The organism is Comamonas thiooxydans (assembly GCF_000964545.1).
Taxonomy (GTDB): domain Bacteria; phylum Pseudomonadota; class Gammaproteobacteria; order Burkholderiales; family Burkholderiaceae_C; genus Comamonas; species Comamonas thiooxydans.
In genome coordinates, this window is sequence record NZ_BBVD01000002.1 from 321,552 (window position 1) to 341,035 (window position 19,484).

Annotated in this window: 15 protein-coding genes; 9 read left to right on the forward strand and 6 right to left on the reverse strand. The window is 64.4% G+C overall.

The genetic code is table 11. The features are described 5' to 3' along the window. Positions 1-23: 23 nt before the first annotated feature. Complete coding sequence (locus Cth01_RS02995; RefSeq protein WP_034381455.1) at positions 24-491, forward strand: EF-hand domain-containing protein; 468 nt, start codon at positions 24-26, stop codon at positions 489-491. Between the two features lie 65 nt (positions 492-556). Here Cth01_RS02995 and Cth01_RS03000 read toward each other — a convergent pair whose 3' ends face one another. The 3 genes from Cth01_RS03000 to Cth01_RS03010 all read right to left on the reverse strand — a co-directional run bounded on the left by Cth01_RS03000 (position 557) and on the right by Cth01_RS03010 (position 3,985). Next, complete coding sequence (locus tag Cth01_RS03000) at positions 557-994, reverse strand: hypothetical protein (RefSeq protein WP_034357327.1); 438 nt, start codon at positions 992-994, stop codon at positions 557-559. Between the two features lie 205 nt (positions 995-1,199). After that, positions 1,200-1,691, reverse strand: a complete 492-nt coding sequence (locus Cth01_RS03005; RefSeq protein WP_034357325.1) for a cyanophycin metabolism-associated DUF1854 family protein — start codon at positions 1,689-1,691, stop codon at positions 1,200-1,202. Beyond that, positions 1,688-3,985, reverse strand: coding sequence for a cyanophycin metabolism-associated ABC transporter (locus tag Cth01_RS03010; RefSeq protein WP_034361307.1), 2,298 nt, complete (start codon positions 3,983-3,985; stop codon positions 1,688-1,690). Before Cth01_RS03010 ends, Cth01_RS03005 begins: the two co-directional genes overlap by 4 nt. Before the next feature lie 225 nt (positions 3,986-4,210). On the opposite strand from Cth01_RS03010, the gene Cth01_RS03015 reads away from it, so the two are divergent. The 4 genes from Cth01_RS03015 (at position 4,211) to Cth01_RS03030 (ending at position 12,126) form a co-directional block, all read left to right on the forward strand. Continuing rightward, positions 4,211-6,391, forward strand: a complete 2,181-nt coding sequence (locus tag Cth01_RS03015; protein ID WP_034409253.1) for a cyanophycin synthetase — start codon at positions 4,211-4,213, stop codon at positions 6,389-6,391. Positions 6,392-6,487: 96 nt separating this feature from the next. Further along, a complete protein-coding gene (gene cphA, locus Cth01_RS03020; protein ID WP_034390920.1) occupies positions 6,488-9,058 on the forward strand; it encodes a cyanophycin synthetase in 2,571 nt (856 codons plus the stop codon). A 293-nt stretch (positions 9,059-9,351) separates the two neighbouring features. Continuing rightward, on the forward strand, positions 9,352-9,726 hold the full coding sequence (locus tag Cth01_RS03025) for a hypothetical protein (RefSeq protein ID WP_045838484.1): 375 nt from the start codon (positions 9,352-9,354) through the stop codon (positions 9,724-9,726). Between the two features lie 84 nt (positions 9,727-9,810). Beyond that, positions 9,811-12,126 carry a TonB-dependent receptor gene (locus Cth01_RS03030; protein ID WP_045838485.1) on the forward strand — a complete coding sequence of 772 codons (2,316 nt, stop codon included), beginning with the start codon at positions 9,811-9,813 and terminating at the stop codon, positions 12,124-12,126. Between the two features lie 12 nt (positions 12,127-12,138). On the opposite strand, the gene Cth01_RS03035 is transcribed toward Cth01_RS03030, so the two are convergent. Next, positions 12,139-13,338, reverse strand: a complete 1,200-nt coding sequence (locus tag Cth01_RS03035; RefSeq protein WP_045838486.1) for an MFS transporter — start codon at positions 13,336-13,338, stop codon at positions 12,139-12,141. A 274-nt stretch (positions 13,339-13,612) separates the two neighbouring features. Here Cth01_RS03035 and Cth01_RS03040 point away from each other — a divergent pair, with 274 nt between their 5' ends. Beyond that, entirely contained in the window at positions 13,613-14,113 is a 501-nt protein-coding gene (locus tag Cth01_RS03040; protein WP_045838487.1) for a CreA family protein, read from the forward strand. A gap of 71 nt (positions 14,114-14,184) precedes the next feature. Here Cth01_RS03040 and Cth01_RS03045 read toward each other — a convergent pair whose 3' ends face one another. After that, positions 14,185-14,406, reverse strand: coding sequence for a hypothetical protein (locus Cth01_RS03045; protein WP_034357313.1), 222 nt, complete (start codon positions 14,404-14,406; stop codon positions 14,185-14,187). A 139-nt stretch (positions 14,407-14,545) separates the two neighbouring features. Beyond that, positions 14,546-15,475 carry a LysR family transcriptional regulator gene (locus Cth01_RS03050; RefSeq protein ID WP_041744424.1) on the reverse strand — a complete coding sequence of 310 codons (930 nt, stop codon included), beginning with the start codon at positions 15,473-15,475 and terminating at the stop codon, positions 14,546-14,548. 265 nt (positions 15,476-15,740) lie between these two features. Here Cth01_RS03050 and Cth01_RS03055 point away from each other — a divergent pair, with 265 nt between their 5' ends. The 3 genes from Cth01_RS03055 (at position 15,741) to Cth01_RS03065 (ending at position 19,480) form a co-directional block, all read left to right on the forward strand. Beyond that, on the forward strand, positions 15,741-16,829 hold the full coding sequence (locus Cth01_RS03055) for a YeiH family protein (RefSeq protein WP_045838488.1): 1,089 nt from the start codon (positions 15,741-15,743) through the stop codon (positions 16,827-16,829). Between the two features lie 168 nt (positions 16,830-16,997). Continuing rightward, positions 16,998-17,489, forward strand: a complete 492-nt coding sequence (locus Cth01_RS03060; RefSeq protein WP_034357685.1) for a MarR family winged helix-turn-helix transcriptional regulator — start codon at positions 16,998-17,000, stop codon at positions 17,487-17,489. Further along, on the forward strand, positions 17,486-19,480 hold the full coding sequence (locus Cth01_RS03065) for an FUSC family protein (protein ID WP_034357306.1): 1,995 nt from the start codon (positions 17,486-17,488) through the stop codon (positions 19,478-19,480). Before Cth01_RS03060 ends, Cth01_RS03065 begins: the two co-directional genes overlap by 4 nt. Positions 19,481-19,484: the final 4 nt, after the last annotated feature.

Below are 19,484 nucleotides of genomic sequence, written 5' to 3' on the forward strand. Positions count from 1 at the left end.
GGACAGTGCTTGAGAATGCCGTCATGGCCCTCATCTGTACCGCTATGTCAAAAGCCAAGAACCACCCCATCGTCGCGCGAAGCAGCTCGGTCATGAAGACCGCCATGGGCGTGCTGCTGACCAGCGCCGTGCTGCTGCTGCCCACGGTGCGCGCCGAGGAAACTGCCGGCGACAAGATGGCGGAAAGACAGGGAACCCAGCTCTCCAAGGGCGAGATCAAGGCCCAGCAGCAGTTCAAGATGCTGGACTTCAACCAGGATGGCAAGCTCAGCCGCAAGGAAGTGGCCATCATCCCCAAGCTGGCCGCCGCCTTTGACGAAACCGACACCAACAAGGACGGCTTCGTCACCTATGAGGAAGTGCGCGCCTTTGCCGTCAAATACCGTGCAGCGCGTGAAAAGGCCAAGGCCGCGGAAGCCGTGGCAGCTGCATCAGCCAAGGACGATGCTCACAAATCAGAAGCTGACAGCGCTGATCCTGAAAGCAAATAAGATATAAAAATAGCTGAAGCGCTTGAATATCAAGCGCAATCAGCTCTCAAAATAAAAGCAATCGCTTACTTGGCGTTGCCGCTGCGCTTTATCCGGGGCTCGGAATAAGTCAACGGCTCATTGCGCGCCGTCTGCTTGCTCTGCAGCAGATCTTCCGACTTGCTGGTTTCCTGCGCCTGCTCCACCGCCTGGGCACTGGCGCGCCACATGGACTGGATGAACTCGATCAGCTGCTTGGAGATCGGCTCCTTGGGTGGCTCCTCGACCTCCTCCTTTTGCTTGACCTCCTCGGCCAGCGTCCAGTCTCGGTTCTCGGTATCGGGAGCCGAGGGCTTCTCGGGCTCGCGCACCGTGCGGCCCTCGCCGATCTTGTCCACCGACTCCGTCGCATTCACCGCATTCACGGGGCGCACCGGCGCGGCGCCAGAGGCGCCTGTGGAATACAAATCCGCACCCTGGGTACGCCAGGGCGTCTGTGTCCGGTCTAGAGGTGGAATTTGCATGGCTTGGCCCTCGGCAGTAAAAAGGTGCAGGCGGAAAATCAGCTATCTCGCCCTGTTATCGGCCACGCTTGAGAAAACTGTAGGATTATTTTCAATCCTATTTTGATAGCTATTAGTCTATATATATCAAGCACCACTGCGCAATTTGATACAAAAAAGGGCCTCGCGATTATGCGAAGCCCTTGAAATAGTCGCGCTGCGCAGCTTACAGAAAGCGCTCCAGCAGCTTGCGCGAATGCCTGTCCAGCTTGCTGCTGTCGGGAATCCGATATTGCACGCCATCCTGGCCCGTGATCTGCAGTCGGGTGCGCCCGGCCAGCTTGCGGATGTCTTCCTCGGCCTTGAGCACCATCTGCGTCAGACCGCGATCCGTCTGCAGCTCCCAGGTGCTGGGGGTGGAGAAACTCGAGACCTTGAGAATGCGCTCTATGGTCGGCACAAACTCCCGCACTGCCAGGTCCTGCTCGATCAGCTGACGATGCTCGGGCTGCAGGTCTGCCATGCGGGCCACCCACAGCGCTTCCTTGCCATCGGAGGCGATCAGCGACAGCCCTTCGGCAGGCGCGGCAATCGGAAATGCACGCACGGGAACGACGGCTTCGTAGACCAGGCCGTTGCCCAGGGTCAGCACCAGACGGCCATGGGCGTTGCGCTCCAGCTGCATGCCGCTCAGATTGGATTGGGGAGCTTCGATCATTGTGTTTCCTTGGTCTGCAGCTTGAGGCCGGCCGCTTGCGCATCCTCTTCGGCACGACGTGCCTGCGCGTCGTACAGGCGGAAGTAATGGCCCTTGAGATCCATCAGCTCGTCGTGCGGGCCGACTTCGACGATCTCGCCACGATCCATGACCACCAGACGGTCGGCCTTGCGCAAGGTGGACAGGCGGTGGGCAATGGCGATCGTGGTGCGCCCCTGGACCAGATTGTCCAGCGCCTTCTGGATCTCCTTTTCGGTCTCGGTATCCACGGCCGAGGTGGCTTCGTCGAGGATCAGGATGCGCGGATCGATCAGCAGCGCACGCGCGATGGAGATACGCTGGCGCTCGCCACCCGACAGGCCCTGGCCGCGCTCGCCGACCAGGGAGTCATAGCCGTGGGGCAGGCGCAGGATGAACTCGTGGGCATGGGCGGCACGCGCCGCGGCCACGATTTCCTCGCGCGTGGCATCGGGCTTGCCGTAGGCGATGTTCTCGGCGATCGTGCCGAAGAACAGGAAGGGCTCCTGCAGCACCAGGCCGATATTGCTGCGGTAGTCGGACACGGACATGCGGCGCACGTCCACGCCGTCGAGCTGGATGGAGCCCTCGGAGACGTCATAGAAACGGCAGATCAGGTTGACCAGGGTGCTCTTGCCCGAGCCGCTGTGGCCGACCAGTCCGATCATCTCGCCGGGCTTGATCTCCAGGTTCAGATGCTTGATGACGGCACGGCTGCCGTAGCGAAAGCCCACATCCTCCATGGTGATGGCACCCTTGGCCTTGCCGGGCAGCTTCACGGGGTTGCTGGGCTCGGGCACATTGCTGACATGGTCGAGGATGTCGAAGATGCGCTTGGCACCGGCCGCCGCCTTCTGCGTGACCGAGACAATGCGGCTCATCGAATCCAGGCGGGTATAGAAACGGCCGATATAGGCGATGAAGGCGGTCAGCACACCGACCGTGATGGAGCCGCCGGCCACCAGATAGATGCCGAAGCCCCAGACCACCAGAATGCCGACCTCGGTCAGCAGCGTTACCGTGGGGGTGAACAGCGACCAGGTCTTGTTGACCTTGTCGTTGGCCTGCAGATTGATCAGATTGGCGTCGGCAAAGCGGTCGGCTTCACGCTTTTCCTGTGCGAAGGCCTTGACCACGCGGATACCGGGAATGGTGTCGGCCAGCACATTGGTCACCTCGGACCAGACGCGGTCTATCTTCTCGAAGCCCGTGCGCAGACGGTCGCGCACGGTATGGATCATCCAGGCGATGAAGGGCAGCGGCACCAGCGTGACCAGCGCCAGCCAGGGGTTGATGGAGAACAGGATGGCCGATGTCATCACGATCATCAGCACATCGGTTGCAAAATCAAGTGCGTTGAGCGACAGAAACAGATTGATGCGATCGGTTTCGGCACCGATACGCGCCATCAGATCCCCCGTGCGCTTGCTGCCGTAGTAGTCCACCGACAGGTTCAGCAAGTGGTTGTAGGTGGTGGTGCGCAGATTGGAGCCTATGCGCTCGGACACCTTGGCCAGCACGAAAGTACGTGCCCAGCCCAATGCCCAGGCCAGCAGCGCCGACAGCAGCAGCATGCCCAGATAGAAGAAAACCAGATCCCGGTCGATTTTTTCACCGTTCTGGAACGGAATCAGGATCTTGTCCATCAGCGGGATGGTCAGATAAGGCGCCACCAACTGGGCCGCCGTGGTGGCCAGGGTCAGCAAGAAGCCCAGCAGCAGCTGGCCCTGATAGGGTTTGGCAAAACGCCACAGGCGCAGCAGCACCCAGGTGGAGGTCTGGGGCGCCTGCTGGCGTGCGCAGGCCGGGCATTCCTCGGTATCGGGCGGCAGCACCGAGTGGCAGACCGGGCAATGCGGGACATCCTCATCGCTGACCGCGCTATAGGCCTCCTGACGGGCGATGCGCTCGCGCTGGCGGTCGAACTGCTGCATCAGCTGCAGCATGGAGGTCTGATGCTTCAGCGTGATCAGCCACTGTGCAAGACGCGCGCTCCTGTCATGCAGTTCCAGGTTGCCCACACCGCCATGATCCTGCAGGCGCAGGCTTTGATCTACCGCCAGGGCCCATTCACGCCACTGCTGGGTCTTGGGATCGCAGGCCAGCAGACGCTCCTGGGTCAGGGCCAGCAGGCCGCTGCCGAACTGCAAATCCGCACTCAGGTCAACCGGGACGACGGCTAATACGTTTTCATGTTCAGCGAGTCTTGCTCGCAGCTCGCCCCCCAGGGGGCCGGCAAAGACTGCCGAGGCGTCCACAGTATGGTGATGTTGCATGTTGAGTTATTTTTCTCCGCCGATGGCGGCTCCAAGAGTCATGCGGGCAACCGCATCGGCATGGTGAATATGGCTGCGCCTGACGTCCGATATATCCTGGTTAACGCGCGAACCTGCATTTAGGCTGACAAGCTTCACAATGCAGATTCTGGGCGCACAATGCCAACCTATCAGGGGCAGGAGTTTAAGAAAACCTGCTCTCCTCATTCCTATCCGCTGATCAACATGGCGAAATTCAACGACATCCAACTCTTGCGCACAACTTTCCTGCGTGGCCCCAGTGTCTGGACCTACCGCCCGGTACTGGAGGTCTGGCTGGATCTGGGAGAGCTGGAAGACTATCCGTCCAACAAGATTCCCGGCCTCAACGAGCGCCTGACCAGCTGGCTGCCCGACCTGATCGAGCACACCTGTGGCGTCGGCGAGCGCGGTGGCTTCATCCAGCGCCTGGAAGGCGGCACCTGGATGGGTCATGTGATGGAGCATGTAATCATCGAGCTGCTGAACCTGGCCGGCATGCCCGCCGAGTTCGGTCAGACCCGCGAAATTTCCAGGCGCGGCGTGTACCGCATGGTGTTCCGCTGCCCCGAAGAGGCCGTGGCCCGCGTGGCGCTGGAATATGGGCACAAGCTGCTGATGGCGGCCATCAATGACGAGCCGTTCGACCTCAAGCCCGCCGTGCATGCCATCAAGACGGCCATCAACGACCGCTACCTGGGCCCCTCGACAGGCTGCATCGTCGATGCCGCCAGCGAGCGCCGCATCCCCCATATCCGCCTCAACGACGGCAACCTGGTGCAGCTGGGTTATGGCGCGGCACAGCGCCGCATCTGGACCGCAGAGTCCGACCAGACCAGCGCCATCGCCGAAGGCATTGCCCAGGACAAGGACTTCACCAAGCGCCTGCTGGCCGCCTGCGGCGTGCCCGTGCCAGAAGGCCAGATCGTGGCATCGCCCGAAGAAGCCTGGGAAGTGGCGCAGGACATCGGCTTTCCCGTGACCGTCAAGCCCTCGGACGGCAACCATGCCCGTGGCGTGACCCTGGAGCTGTCCAAGGAAGCGGACATCAAGGCCGCGTTTGCACTGGCCCAGCCCGAAGGCTCGGACGTGATCGTCGAAAAATTCATCGACGGCGTGGAGCACCGCCTGCTGGTCGTGGGCGGCAAGGTGGTGGCAGCGACCAAGGGCGAGACGGTTTCCGTCTACGGCAATGGCAATGCCACGCTGCGCGAGCTGGTGGAAGTGCTGAACCAGGACCCGCGCCGCGGCCCCGAGCAGGAATACCCGCTGGACTGGATCAATCTGGAAGCCGGCGCCGTCAAGCTGGAACTCAATCGCCAGCATGTGACGCCCGACAGCGTGATTCCCCAGGGTCAGGGCGTGCTGCTGCAGCGCAACGGCAATATGGCCATCGACTGCCTGGACGATGTACACCCCGACGTGGCTTACTACGCCGTGCTGGCCGCCAAGATCGTTGGCCTCGACATTGCCGGCATGGACATGATCCTCAAGGATGTCTCCAAGCCCATGCAGGGCCAGGGAGCGATTCTGGAAGTCAACGCCGGCCCCGGCCTGTTGATGCACCTCAAGCCCACCAGCGGCGCACCGCGTCCTGTGGGCATGGCGATTGCCGACCATCTCTTCCCCCGCGAAGACGGTGCCGGCGCCGGTCGCATTCCCGTGGTCGGCATTGTGGGCACACGCAACAACGCCTTCATTTCGCGCCTGGTCGGCTGGCTGCTGCAGCTGTCGGGCAAGCTGACCGGCGTGGCCAGCAGCGAAGGCATGTTCCTCGCCAATCGCCATACGCAAAAGACCAATACCGCCAACTGGGCCGGAGCCCATCGTCTGCTGACCAACCGTCTGGCCGAAGCCGCCGTCATCCAGACCACGGCCCGTTCCATTCTGGAAGAAGGCCTGGCCTATGACCGCTGCCTGGTCGGCGTGGTCACCGACATGGACGGCTACGAGCAACTGGCCGATCACGATGTGCTGGAGCCCGGCCAGATGCGCCGCGTGATGCGCACCCAGATCGACGTGGTGCTGGACGAAGGCGCGGGCGTGCTCAACGCCGACCTGCCCGAAGTGGCCGATCTGGCCGAGCTCTGCGACGGCGAAGTCATTCTGTACGCCACCGGCGCCGACAATGAATTTGTCGCCGCCCACCGCGCCAACACCGAAGCCCGTCATGAAGGTGGCCGCGCCGTCTTCCTCAAGGGCAATAACGTGGTGCTGGCCACAGGCACGCAGGAGCGTGTGCTGGGCACGCTGGAAGCGCTGTCGCTGGCAGGCGGCAAACGCCCCGACACCAGCGCGCTGCTGGCTGCGATTGCCTCCGCCTGGGCGCTGGACATCACGCCCGAGCTGATCGGCGCCGGCATCAAGACCTTTGAATACCAGGCTTGATTGCCCCATAAAACGCTTCAACAGATATAGCTGCTGACGCTTTCCTCACAAGCGTCAGACCAAGAAAAAGCTTGAAATCCAGCTGAAAGAAACACTATGCAGATCACTCGCAACCGAGCCTTGCGCGGCCCCAACCTCTGGACCCGCAGCACAGCCATCGAAGCCATCGTGCACTGCGAAGACAGCGAGCTGCTGTACACCGCCATGCCCGGCTTTGAAGAAAAGCTGCGCGCGCGTTTCCCCACCATCGGTACGCTGCAGCCACATGGCGCAGACCAGCGCCTGTCGCTGGCCCATGTGCTGGAAGTTGCTGCCCTGTCGCTGCAGGCCCAGGCGGGCTGCCCCGTCACCTTCAGCCGCACCCACGAGACCGTGGAGCAAGGCACCTTCCAGGTGGTGGTCGAGTACACCGAAGAATCCGTGGGCAAGCTGGCCATGGAGCGTGCCGAAGCCCTGATTCAGGCGGCATTGAACGACACGCCCTTCGACGCCGACGCCACGATTGCCGAGCTGCGCGAGCTGGACGAGGACGACCGTATCGGCCCCTCGACCGGCGCCATCGTCGATGCCGCCGTGGCGCGCGGCATTCCCTTCCGTCGCCTGACCACCGGCTCGCTGGTGCAGCTGGGCTGGGGTTCGCGTGCGCGCCGCTTCCAGGCCGCCGAGATCGACTCCACCAGCGCCGTGGCCGAATCCATTGCGCAGGACAAGGATCTGACCAAGCGCCTGCTGCATGCAGCCGGCGTGCCCGTGCCCATGGGTCGCCCCGTCACCGACGTGGAAGACGCCTGGGCCGTGGCCCAGGAAGTGGGTCTGCCCGTGGTGGTCAAACCTCAGGACGGCAACCAGGGCAAGGGCGTGGTGGTGAACATCACCACCCGCGAAGGCCTGGAGGCCGCTTACAAGACCGCCAGCGAATTTGGCGATGAAATCCTCGTCGAGCGCTTTTTGCCCGGCCATGACTTCCGCATGCTGGTCGTCGGCGGCCAGTTGGTCGCTGCCGCCCGCCGCGAGCCTCCCCAGGTGCTGGGCGACGGCCAGCACACCATCCGCGAGCTGGTGAACATCGTCAACCAGGACCCGCGCCGCGGCTCCGGCCACGGCACGGCACTGACCAAGGTGCGGCTGGACGATATCGCCATCGCCCGCATCGCCAGTGAAGGCCTGACGCCTGACAGCGTGCCCGCCCAGGGCCAGCGCGTGGTGCTGCGCAACAACGCCAATCTGTCCACCGGCGGCAGCGCCACCGATGTGACCGATGATGTGCATCCCGAAATCGCCGCCCGAGCCATCGAGGCCGCGCAGACCATCGGTCTGCATATCTGCGGCGTGGACGTGGTCTGCGAAACCATGCTCAAGCCTCTGGAAGAGCAAAGTGGCGGCATCGTGGAAGTCAACGCCGCTCCCGGCCTGCGCATGCACCTGGCGCCCTCCTTCGGCCGTCCCCGCAATGTGGGCGTGCCCATGGTGGACGAGCTGTTCGCGCCCGGCGACGACGGCCGCATCCCCCTGGTCGCCGTCACCGGCACCAACGGCAAGACCACGACCACGCGCGTGATCGCTCACCTGTTCACCTCGCATGGCTGGCGCACTGCCATGACCAACACCGATGGCGTGTACGTCAACGGTCGCCAGATCGACAGCGGCGACTGCTCGGGCCCCAAGAGTGCGCGCAACGCCCTGGCCCACCCCGAGACCGATGCGGCTGTGCTGGAATGCGCACGCGGCGGCATCTTGCGTGAAGGCCTGGGCTTTGACCGCTGCCAGGTCGCCGTGGTCACCAATGTGGGCGAAGGCGACCACCTGGGCCTGAACTTCATCACCACCAAGGAAGATGTCAGCGTTCTCAAGCGCGTCATCGTGCAGAACGTGGCTTCCACGGGCTATGCCGTGCTCAATGCCGCCGATCCACTGGTCGCGGCCATGGCCCATGTCTGCCCCGGCAAGGTCATCTTCTTTGCCGCCGACCGCCACCACCCCGTCATGGCCACGCACCGTGCCCAGGGCAGCCGCGTGGTCTATGTCGATGGCGACGCCATCGTGGCCGCAGAAGGTTCCTGGCGCGAGAGCATCGCGCTGCGCGACATTCCGCTGACCCGTAACGGCACCATCACCTTCCAGGTAGAAAACGTCATGGCCTCCATCGGCGCCGCATGGGCCGCAGGCCTGCCCTGGCAGACCATTCGCCGTGGTCTGGCCGGCTTCCTCAACGACAGCGACAACGCCCCTGCCCGCTTCAATGTGATGGACTACAAGGGCGCCACCATCATTGCCGATTACGGCCACAACCCCGACGCCATCCGCGCGCTGTCGCAGGCCGTGGAAGCCATGCCCGCCAAGCGCCGCAGCGTGGTGATCTCGGGCGCCGGCGATCGCCGCGACCAGGACATCACCGAACAGACCCAGATCCTGGGCAAGGTGTTCGATGATGTGGTGCTCTATCAGGACGCCTGCCAACGTGGCCGCGTGGATGGTGAAGTGCTGGCCCTGCTGAAAAAGGGCCTGGAAGGCGCGCCGCGCACCAGCTACAGCACAGAGATCCATGGCGAGTTCCTCGCCATCGACCATGCCCTGGCCCGCCTGCAGCCCGGCGACCTGTGCCTGGTGCTGGTGGATCAGGTGGAAGAGGCTCTGGAGCATCTGCGCAAGCATGTGAATGGACAGTGACCCCCTGAGGCGCTGACGCGCCTTCCCCCTGAGGGGGACGACGGCCTCGCCGGGAGGCGGCGCGGCCGGCCAGGCTCTTGCTTGCCATCTCTCGCTTGAGCGAGTGCCTATATTCCAGCCCAGGAGCCGTGCATGAACCCTCGGCACCTCCATACCGACCCGGCCTTGCGCCGGGTTTTGTATTTGAAGTCACAGCACTTTGCACCTGCGGCATGGCTTGCGCGGCGGTTTTCACGCATGGTCTGAGGCGGCGGACGACGTATGATGCGGACGCATATCAGCACCGCACACCCATGACCTTGCAACAGCTTCGCCGCATTGCCACCTGCCTGCTGGGCCGGTGCGTGCTGGCATGGATGGCACTGTCCATGGGGGTGGCGGCAGCCGCGCCGCTGATCCAGTCTCAGGGGTTTGAGCTGATCTGCACCAGCACCGGCGCGGTCAAGCTGATCGTCAAGGGCGAATACGGCGGCAGTGCCCTGGGTGCGGGCCACCTCGATTGCCCCATGTGCCTGCCCCATGCAGCACCGCCTTCGCCCGCGCTGCAGCTGCCGTCGCCTACCGAGTCGCCGCTGTGGCATGCGCTGCAGCCCGTGGAGCGGGCGCGCATCGCCGCCATCACCGCCGCTCCTCTGCCTGCGCGCGGACCGCCTCCCGTTTACCTCTGAACCATTTCGGGCTCTAGCGCAGTTCCTATCTGCGCTGGCCGCAATCAGATTCATAGGGACGATCACGTCCCAAGGTAAGCATTCATGAAACAGATTTTTCTGCCGCTGGTGGTCAGTGGTATTGCATGGCCGTGCCTGGCCCAGACCTCGACCGATTCCGCCGACCTGCCTGAGCGCTCCAAGACCCTGGGCGTGGTCACCGTCAACGGCGGCCAGCCCAGCTCGCTGCCCACGCAGATTCCGACCACCATCGAAGGCATCACGCGCGAGGAGATAGAGACCCGCATCAATGCCACCGACAGCGAGGATGCCCTCAAATATCTGCCCAGCCTGCTGGTGCGCAAGCGCTATATCGGCGACTACAACCACGCCATCCTCTCTACCCGCGCTTCGGGCACGGGCAATAGCGCGCGCTCGGCCGTCTATGCCGACGGCATCTTGCTGTCCAACTATCTGGGCAATGGCATTGCCAACGGCAGCAACTATGCGCCGCGCTGGGGCCTGGTGACGCCCGAGGAGATCGAACGCGTCGATGTCATGTACGGCCCGTTCTCGGCCGCCTACCCCGGCAACTCCGCCGGTGCCGTGGTGGACTATGTGACGCGCATGCCCGACAAGCTCGAAGCCCATGTGGCCACCGGCTATGCCCACCAGAGCGCCGACGTGCTGGGCAGCAACGGCCATTACCGCAGCTGGAACACCAGCGCTTCCATCGGCAGCAGAAGCGGCGACTGGTCGTACTGGATCAATCTGAGCCGCAGCGACAGCCAGGGCCAGCCCATGACCTTCCCCACCGTGCTGCAGTCCGCCGGCGTGGCGGGCGGTGCCGGCACGCCCGTGACCGGGGCGATTGCCGGGCTGAGCACCACCAACCAGCCCTGGTACATCCTGGGTGCGGGCACGCAGTACCGCACCCGGCAGGATCACGCCAAGATCAAGCTGGCCTATGACATCACGCCCACGCTGCGCGCCAGCTACACGCTGGGCTGGTGGCAGAACAGCGCCAAGGGCAGCTCCGAGACCTATCTGCGCGGGCCGGACGGCCAGCCGGTCTACAGCGGCAACATCAATATCGACGGCAAGACCTACAAGCTGGCCGACACCGCCTTCGGACTCAGCCAGGACCGGCAGACCCACACCATGCATGGCGTCTCGCTCAAAAGTCATGCCCAGGGCGAGTTTGACTGGGAGCTCAGCGCCAGCCTCTATGACTACGGCAAGGATCAGCAGCGCGTGCCCACCATTGCCCAGCCGGCTGCCAATCTGGGCGGCAAGGGCACACTGCAGGATCAGGACGGCACGGGCTGGAACACGCTGGCCGCCAAGGGCACATGGCGACAGAACGACATACTGGGCCTGCAGGGCACACATATCGTGGACTTCGGCCTGGGCCGCGATGCCTACAAGCTCAACATCAGCAAATACAACGTGCTGGGCGACTGGCAGTCCGGCCCGGCCAACGAGCAGGCTGTCGTCAGCCAGGTCGGCGGCAGGGCCGAGACCCGCTATGCCTGGGCACAGGACAGCTGGCAGCTGGCCAGGGACTGGAAGGCCGTGCTGGGTCTGCGCTGGGAGGACTGGACGGCCAGCCAGGGCCATACCGCCACGACCAGCAGCCAGCTGAGTTACGCCCAGCGCAGCGAATCGCATTTCTCGCCCAAGGCCGCGCTGGCCTACCAGTTGGCCCGCAACACCACGCTCAAGGCCTCGCTAGGCCGTGCCGTGCGCTTTCCCACCGTGGGCGAGCTGTATGGCGCGACTTCGGGCGGCGCGCTGTCCTTCATCAACGACCCGAATCTGAAACCCGAAAAATCCTGGACGGGCGAGCTGACAGCCGAGCAAGACCTGGGTAACGGCCTGCTGCGCGCAACCTGGTTCCACGAGCGCACGCGCGATGCGCTCTACAGCCAGCTGATTCCCGGCACCACCATCTCTGCGGTGCAGAACGTGGATCAGGTTCGTACCTCGGGGCTGGAGCTGGCTTACTCGGCGCAGTCGGTGTGGATTCGGGGGCTGGACCTGGGCGGCAGCCTGGCCTGGGCCAATTCGCGCATCACGGCCAATGCCGCCAATCCGGCCAGCGTCGGCAAATGGCAGCCGCGCGTGCCACGCTGGCGCGCCACGGCCTGGGCCACCTACAAGCCCGATGAACGCTGGGCCTTCACGGTGGCGGCGCGCTACAGCGGGCGCCAGTACTCGAATCTGGACAACAGCGATGTCCATGCCGACATCTATATGGGTGCTAGCCAGTACTTCAGCGTCGATCTGCGGGCCCGCTATCAGATCGACAGACAGCTATCAGCAGCCCTCGGCATAGACAACGCCAACAATGCCAGGTACTGGAACTTCCATCCCTATCCGCAAAGAAGCTTTAGCGCCTCCCTGCGCTGGGATCTTTAGACGCCCGCGGCTCTAGGCCAGCCCGGCCACCAGGCCATGGGTCTTGCGCATCCTGAAAGTGCCCAGGCTGGCCAACAGCGCCAGGGACAGGCCCAGCACGCAGGCACCCTGCCAGCCGTCAATGCGCCAGGCGAGAGTCCCCAGCGCCGAGCCCGCCGCCGCGCCCGTGAAATAGCCCGTCATATAGACGGCATTCATGCGGCCGCGCGCTGCGGGCAGCAACTGGGCCACCGTGGCCTGGTTGGTGATGTTCAGGCATTGCAGGCCCAGATCGATCACCACCATGCCCAGCACGAACCAGCCCAGATGCGCTCCGCCCACCCATAGCAGCGGCCAGGACAGCAGCAGGGCCAGCGCCCCGATGGCACAGCTCACGCGGCCCAGGCCCTTGTCCACCAGCCGCCCCGCCTGCGTGGCCACCAGGGCACCCGCCGCGCCAGCCAGACCGATCAAGCCGATCTGGCCGTCATCCAGACCCAGGGGACCGCTGGACAACTGCAGCGCCATGGTCGAGAACAGCACGCTGACCGAGGCGAACGCCAGCGCGCTGACCAGGGTGCGCTGGCGCAGGCCCGGCTGACTGCGCAGCAGATGCCACATGCTTCTCAGCACCTGTGGATAACTGACAGGGCTGGGGTTGCGCGATGCCGGCAGCGCCCTCCACAGCCACAGCGCCACCACGGCCATCACCAGCGCAGCGCCCTGATAGACGGCTTGCCAGCCCCAGGCCTCCGAGACCATGCCGGCCACGCTGCGCGCCAGCAGAATGCCCAGCAGCAGACCGCTCATCACCCAACCGACGGCCCGCCCGCTTTGCCCAGGCTGGGCCAGCGCCGCCGCCATGGGCACCAGCACTTGGGCCGCAACCGAGAACAGACCGGCCATCAGCGTGCCCAGCAGAAACAGATCGAACTGGCCCGCCAGGCCGCACAGCGCCTGCCCCAGGGCCGCCAGCAGCATCAGGCTCACGGCCAGGCCGCGGCGCTGTAGCTTGTCGCCCAGCGGCGCCAGCAGCAAAAGACCTGCCGCATAGGCCACCTGGGCCAGCGTGACGCTGGTGGCAGCCGCCGACTCGCTGACCGAGAAATGACCGGCAATCGAGTGCAACAGCGGCTGGTTGAAATAATTGCCGCCCGCACACAGGCCGCAGGCCAGTGCCATCAACAACAGGGAGGAAGCGCTCAGACCGGGCGCGGAAACGTTCACCGACATAGATAACAGCCACATCCGGTGGATGCGGCGCTTGCATGGAGCCACCGCCCGAGGGGCCGTCGCAGATCAAAGAGGGAGTTAGCAAGTTCGGCATGCGCTGTGTCATGCCTGTGGCAGCGTCTCAGCTGCCGGCGCCCGCCAGCAGGCCGGGGCAAACCGTGATGCAATACAGAAAGCTCTGCAGCAGCCGGTATTGTCTTTAGGCTGGCTGCCAATCCCTTGTTCGGGACACAATGCCCTGTTAAAAAACAAGGGTTAACCCTTAACTCACTGTATGCGCACCACCATGAAATTGCTCTCCGCCGCTCTGGCCGTTGCAGCCGCCACCGTAGGAACCATGGCCTTTGTCGGCATGAGCCATGCCGAGCAGATCGGCGCCGTGGATACCGTCTTCAAGTGGATTGGCCCGGATCACAAGATCGTGGTCGATGCCTATGACGACCCCAAGGTGCCGGGTGTGACCTGCTATGTATCGCGTGCCAAGACCGGCGGCATCAAGGGCGGCCTGGGCCTGGCCGAGGATCGCTCGGAAGCGTCTATCGCCTGCCAGGCCACAGGCAATATCCAGTTCCCCGCGCCGCTCAGGCAGCAGGAAGAAGTGTTTACCGAGCGCACCTCGCTGCTGTTCAAGCGCCTGCGTGTGGTGCGCATGGTGGATGCCAAGCGCAATGCCCTGATCTATATGACCTACTCGGACCGGGTGATCGAGGGCTCTCCGCAGAACAGCGTCACCGCCGTGGCCTTGCCCCAGGGCACGGCTATCCCGCTGAAATGAAAATCAGAGCAGGCTGCGCTTGTGCGGCCTGCGTTTGAGGCAGTTTTAACTCAAGACCCAGGCCGCGCGAGCTACTGACTGAAGATCAGGCCGCCTGCGTCCAGCGCCGGCGGGCGCAGCAAATCCTCGTTCACGCCCATGGCCTGGCTGGCGCGCTCCACGGCCTGCCAGAGTCCGGCAGGCATCTGCAAAATGGCCTCGGGGGACTGCGCATCGTCGATCCAGTGGCTGATCTGCAGATGCTGTTCATGAGTGAGCAGGTCCAGGTGCAGCATTTCATCGATGGTTTTCATGGTGTTCCTCCCTGCTTGTGAAAGCCGGCGCCGTGCAACCCGCGCCCGACTTGTCTATCCAATATAGGGGCAAAAACCGCCGCCGCAAGCAAAATCATTGTCAAGAAAACCATAGCTGCCTGCGACTGTCATTCAAGCGCTACAGCGTGTTTGGCGCTTGGGCTGCGGACGGCTCGCCGGCCTTGCAGGCATCGACAAAGGCCTGCAGCGCGGGCGAGCGGCGCTTTCCGGCGCGCTGCACCAGAGAGAAGTTGCGCCACATGCGCGGCAAGGTGGTGGGCAGAATCTCCAGCGCACGAGCCTGCAGCTGTGACTGCACCAGCACGCGCGACAGACAGCTGATGCCCAGCCCCTGCTCGACACAGCGTGCAATGGCCTCGGAGCTGCCCAGCGTGGCAGCCGCAGGCAACTGGTGCAGATGCGGCAGCAGCGCATGCTCGACCATCTCGCGCGTGCCTGAGCCCGCCTCGCGCAGCAGCCATGCCGCCTTGCGCAGCGCCGCCACGCCCAGCGGCTTGCTGCGCGCCTGCTCGGCCAGCGGGTCCTGCGGCGATGCCACGATGACCAGTTCGTCACGCAGCCAGGGCTCGACCTCCAGCCCCTGCCAGTGGCTGCTGCCCTCGATCAGGCCCATGTCGACCTCCATGGCCAGCACGGCTTCGCCCACTTCCTGGGTATTGGCGATCTGCAGGTCCACGCGCACCAGCGGATGCGAGCGTGCCAGCCGCGCCAGCACTTCGGGCAGCGCATAGGTGCCGATGGTGGTGCTGGCCGCCACGCGCAGGCGCACCGGCATATTGGCCGCACGCGCGGAAAACGTCTGCTCTATGCCTCTTGCCTGCTCCAGCACGCTAAGGGCCTGAGGCAATAGCGCACGACCCGCATCGTTGAGCACCAGGCGCTTGCCCACGCGCTCGAACAGTTGCACGCCCAGGCCTTGCTCCAGCTGCTGCAGCGCGGCACTGGTGGCCGACTGCGAAAGCGCTACGGCCTCTGCGGCAGCCACCGTGGTCCCGCTTTGAGCCACGGCGCAGAAGATCTCGAACTGACGCAAGGTGAGGTGCAGCATGACGATGATTCGTATATTCGTATCGATGACAGCAGGCTCGCCAGGAGCCCTGGCCTACCAGCAAAAAATGGGCGGCCCGGCCCCTACGGTACCGGCTCATCCAGTCAATGATTGAGTCGAATCGCAGGCGCCAGAAAGCCCAATCTACCTGTTTTATAGGTTGATCTTACAAAAACTATTAGTTATACAAATATAACCAGGAAATCTAAAGTGAGCTCCATGCCGGCAATCAGACCTGTTGTCCTGCCTGCAGCGAAAGCTCACGATGAACACTACAACACTGAAAAACTCCGCACCCTCGCAAGGCTGGATGCACAAGACCGGCGGGATGATTCCCGGCCTGCTGCTGGCGGGCGCCATCGCTGCCGTGGCCACCTGGGCCGCGCAGTTTCCGGCCATCAGGAACAACGGCCTGAGCGCGTTGACGCTGGCCATCATCATCGGTCTGCTGATCGGCAACACCATCTATCCGGCCATCGCCAGCCAGTGTGCCAGCGGCATCGCCTTCACCAAGGCCCGCCTGCTGCGCACCGGCATCGTGCTCTACGGTCTGCGCCTGACCTTCCAGGACATAGGCCAGGTCGGCATGGCCGGCGTGGTGATCGATGCGCTGGTGCTGTCCAGCACCTTTTTGCTGGCGCAGTGGATAGGCCAGAAGCTGCTGGGCATGGACAAGCGCACCACCATGCTGGTGGGGGCCGGCGCCTCCATCTGCGGCGCTGCCGCCGTGCTGGCCACCGAACCCGTGGTCAAGGGCCGCGCAGAGGACGTGGCCGTGGCCGTGGCCACCGTGGTGGTGTTCGGCACCATCGGCACTTTTCTCTACCCGGCGCTGTTCCACTGGAATGCCGAGTACGGCTGGATAGACACCAGCATGCAGCAGTACGGCGTTTTCGTCGGCTCCACCGTGCATGAGGTGGCCCAGGTCGTGGCCGCAGGCGAAGCCATAGGCAGCCAGGCCGCCGATACGGCCGTGATCGCCAAGATGGTGCGCGTGATGATGCTGGCTCCCTTCCTGCTGGTGCTGTCCATGTGGCTGACACGCAGCGAACGGGCCCTGGGCGTGAACGACGGCCAGCCCGGCAACCGGATCACCATTCCCTGGTTTGCCGTGGGCTTCGTGGCCATGGCCGGCGTCAACTCCCTGGGCGTGCTTCCCAAGGAAGCGGTCAGCGTCGGCATTCAACTCGACAACGCGCTGCTGGCCCTGGCCATGGCCGCTCTGGGCCTGACCACCCATATCCGCGCGGTGCGTGCTGCCGGCACCCGGCCGCTGATTCTGGCCCTGGCTCTGTTCGCCTGGTTGTTGGTCGCCGGCCTGGCATTGAACCTCTGGATTCCAACACTGTTTTGATAGCGGCTTGCGCCTGACTGGATTAGAACTAGAACATCTACAGGTCTGAAACCCTTTGAAAGAGAGCGCTTGGCGCTCTCTTTTTTTATACAAGGAATACCCTTGTTATAAATGCAGATTCAATTAGTTTGAATTGCAAATTAATTGAGCAAGCATCAAAATTCAGCCATGTCTTTTGCCGATGCTCCCTCCCGCGACCGCCTGGGCTTTCTCATGGTCACCCTGACCCGCCAATGGCGGCGTTTTGTCGAAGAACAGCTGGCGGCCAGCGGCCTGACCGACGCCACCTGGACGCCGCTTCTGCATCTGCGCGCCTGGGGCGACGGCGTGACGCAAAAGGAGCTGGCCGAGCGCGTGGGCCTCGATGGCTCCAGCCTGGTGCGCCTGCTGGACATTCTCGAGGGCAAGGGCTGGGTGGAGCGCCGAGCCGATGTGGCCGACCGCCGCAGCAAGCGCATCTTTCTCACGGCCGAAGGCAATAGCGCCGTGGACCATGTCCGCGCCACCATGCTGGAGGCCGAGCTCAGCCTGCTGCAGGACCTTAAGGACTCCGAGGTCGAAGCCATGCTGGACGGCGTCAACAAGATTCGCGCCCGCATCGAGCAGATGCACGAGCAGCGCTCAGCCCAAGTCCATCCCGGTACCGAGGAGCGCGCATGAGCGTGGCTGCCTACGACCGCCTGCTGGAGCGCGCCACGTTATGGGGCTTTGACAGCGCCCGCCTGCGCCAGCATCTGCGCACGGCTTTTGCAGCCTGTCTTGCCGTGTTCGCTGCCTGGGCCCTGGGGCTGGAACATCCGCAATGGGCGGGCATGACGGTCTGGGCCGCCTCCCAGCCGCTGCGCGGCCAGTTGCTGGAGAAAAGCTTTTTCCGTACCACGGGCACGCTGGTCGGCACGGCCGCCGGCGTGGTGCTGGTGCTGGTGGCCAATGGCGATCTGCTCTGGCTGGTCACGGGGCTGGCGGTGTGGATTGGCATTTGCGCGGGCCTGGGCAATCTGCAGCGCAGCTTTGCCTCCTACGGCACCATGCTGGCCGGCTATTCGGCCTCCATGGTGGCCCTGCTGGACAACGGCAACCCCGCCCATGTCTACGCGCTGGGCTGGGATCGCCTGTTCACCGCGCTGACCGGCGTGGCTGCCGCCCTCGTCGTGGGCTGGCTGTTCACGCCCGTGGGCGCTGAAATCCCCGGCGACGGCAGGGTACGGCGACTCTGCGCCCGCCTGCTGCGCGACATCGCGGACGCCGCACAGGCCACGGCCAGCGGGCATAGCGCCCTCAGCCCCAGGGACCTGGCCGAGCGACTGGCCGTGATGGCTGCCATCGAGGAGGGGCTGGATCCGCATGCCGCGGGCTCGCAGCGTTCGCGCCGCGCCGTGCGGGCGCTGCGCCGCCTGATCAACACCCAGATTTCGGCCCTGCTCTGGCTGCGCGACAGCACGGGCAAGACCATCACCCCGGCATTCACGCCCGCGCAGGCCCAGGCCATGACGGCCGCGCTGGAGCAGGCCGCCATGCTGCTCGAAACCCAGCCCGCACCGCTGGCCGCCATCGACGCCATCGCCACGGCCCGCAGCGCCGCCGCAGGCTGGGGTCATGCCGAGGAGATTCTGGGCAATATCGGCCTGGCCCTGCAGGCTCACTTTGTGGCTGCCAGCGACCTGACTCTGCCAGCCCACCATCGCGCACGCCAGTTGCCCGTGGTCCTGCACAGCGACTGGGTGGGCGCGCGCCGGGCCATGCTGCGGGCCTTCAGCTCCATTTTTCTGGTCGGCCTGATCTGGGTGGTCACGGGCTGGCATGGCGGCGCCTATATGTTGCTGGGCCTGTCGGTGATGATCACCGTGTTCTCCTCGTTCGAGAACCCGGCCTTCACCATGCGCTTTGTGATTCTGGGCCAGGCCATGGGCGCGGGCGTGGCGCTGGTCTGCCAGTGGTTTGCCTGGCCGTTCGCCAACAGCCAGCTGCAGATGGTGCTGATGATGCTGCCCTTCATCTTCCTTGGCGCCCTGCTGCTCAGCCACCGCCGCACCACGCTGTACGGCTTTGACTGCAATATGGTGATCCTGCTGGCGCTGTCGCCGCATTTCCCCTACCAGCTCGATGTGGGCCACTCGCTGTCCATGGCCTTTGCCATCGTCACCGGCCCGCTGGCCGGCTGGGCGGCCTATCGCTTCATCCTGCCCGTCACCGCGCAAGGCAGGCTCAACGGCCTGCGCGCCATGATGGTTCATGAGTTGCAGGACATGGCCTGCGCCCCGGTGCACGCCCGAGACGTGCGCGTGTGGCGCGCCCGCCTCTATCACCGCCTGCTGCGCCTGGTGCGCGCCTCCGAAAAAGTCAGCGCCCCCGCCGTGCAGGACGCGGCCGACTGCGGTCTGGCCGCGCTGCGGGTGGGCAAGGCCGTGCTGATCCTGCACCAGCTGCAGGCGGATGTACTCCTGTCCGAAAGCACCTTGCGCGGTGTGCGCAGCGCGCTGCAGAGACTGCAACAACTGCCCAGCGCTCCTGCCAGGGCCGTGCCGCTGCTGCAAGGCCTGGCCCGGCGCATACAGCAGCGCCAGCCCGAGCAGGCACTGCAACTGCGGCTGGCTGCCCAGGACATCCGCGAGCATCCGGCCTTCTTTGCCTCCAGCGCCGCGTTGCGCTGACCAC